The 1,049-nt window shown below is 59.1% G+C and carries 2 protein-coding genes and 1 pseudogene; all 3 read left to right on the forward strand.

Translation table 11 applies throughout. The features are described from left to right. Positions 1 to 181 precede the first annotated feature (181 nt). A complete protein-coding gene (locus EN935_RS37455; protein ID WP_056594910.1) occupies positions 182 to 436 on the forward strand; it encodes a GlsB/YeaQ/YmgE family stress response membrane protein in 255 nt (84 codons plus the stop codon). Between the two features lie 25 nt (positions 437 to 461). Next, positions 462 to 608: a hypothetical protein gene (locus EN935_RS37460; protein ID WP_013529552.1), complete on the forward strand. Its 147-nt coding sequence runs from the start codon at positions 462 to 464 to the stop codon at positions 606 to 608. 30 nt (positions 609 to 638) lie between these two features. Then, positions 639 to 1,049 (forward strand): annotated as a pseudogene (locus EN935_RS37465) (hypothetical protein); the annotation flags it as partial.

Below are 1,049 nucleotides of genomic sequence, written 5' to 3' on the forward strand. Positions count from 1 at the left end.
CTTTAGGTCTTTGCTTTATGCATGTCGTTCTCGCAAAACCGGGGCCACTTTTGCGCGACATGCATTAGTGAGCGCGCCGCTGGCGAGGCCGGCCGCTTTCGAATAGCTTGAAGCTGTTGATATCGAGGCCGATTCGGAGCTTTCCGTTCCGCCGTCGCCCTCTTGCTCGGAGGAAATCGCTATGGGTGTCGAAAGCCTGCTCGTCTTCATCATCATCGGTGCCATCGCCGGTTGGCTTGCCGGTCTTATCGTTTCCGGCTTCGGCTTCGGTCTGATCGGCAACATTATCGTCGGCATCGTCGGCGCGTTCATTGCCGGCTGGCTGTTTCCACGGATCGGCTTCTCCATCGGCGGCGGCATTCTCGCCTCGATCATCCATGCTACCATCGGCGCCATCATCCTGCTGGTGCTGGTCAAGGTCCTGAAACGAGCCTGAGGCTCGACAACGCAAAGAGCGCGCCATGAAACAGAATACGCTCTATCTCGTCATTGGCGCGCTCGTCGTCGTGGTTATCGCGCTCGGTATCTATGTCTATCGCGAGCAGACCAAACCCAAGGGCGTCGAGCTCAAGATCGACGACAAGGGCATATCGATCCAGCAGAACTGAACCGTCGATCGGTGGATGCGGGAGCGCGACATGGTGGCTTCTGACGCTCCGGGAGACGTCGATCAGCCCAGGATTACCGTTGCGGAATGGGAGAGGCTGAACAGGCCGCCAAGGCGCGAGGCACTGTTACGCTATCATTGGCGGGTATTTTGCTTCCTGAGGACATCCGCGCCGGTCAGCGAATTGCAGGGGCGAGAGCAGGCTTTCCGCGATGCGATCATCGCTAGCGTGGCCTTCAACCGGCCCGACGTGATCGAATGGCAGATCCACCTGGTACGCCGATACCTGGCCGAGCATGACAGCTACATCGTCTTCGACAACAGCAAGAAGGACGAGGCAAGGGAGGCCATCCGCGACCTTTGTCGCCGCCAGCATGTCCCCTATGTCGCGTTGCCGAGGAACAGGCTGGTTGTCAGCAGGTCGCACGGTCAAGCGCTCAAC

The organism is Mesorhizobium sp. M7D.F.Ca.US.004.03.1.1 (genome assembly GCF_003998635.1).
Lineage (GTDB): Bacteria > Pseudomonadota > Alphaproteobacteria > Rhizobiales > Rhizobiaceae > Mesorhizobium > Mesorhizobium loti.

Excerpts from the sequence above, each read along its gene's own strand:
- EN935_RS37455 (WP_056594910.1), top strand. The coding sequence starts at position 182 with ATGGGTGTCGAAAGCCTGCTCGTCTTCATCATCATCGGTGCCATCGCC.
- EN935_RS37460 (WP_013529552.1), top strand. The coding sequence starts at position 462 with ATGAAACAGAATACGCTCTATCTCGTCATTGGCGCGCTCGTCGTCGTG.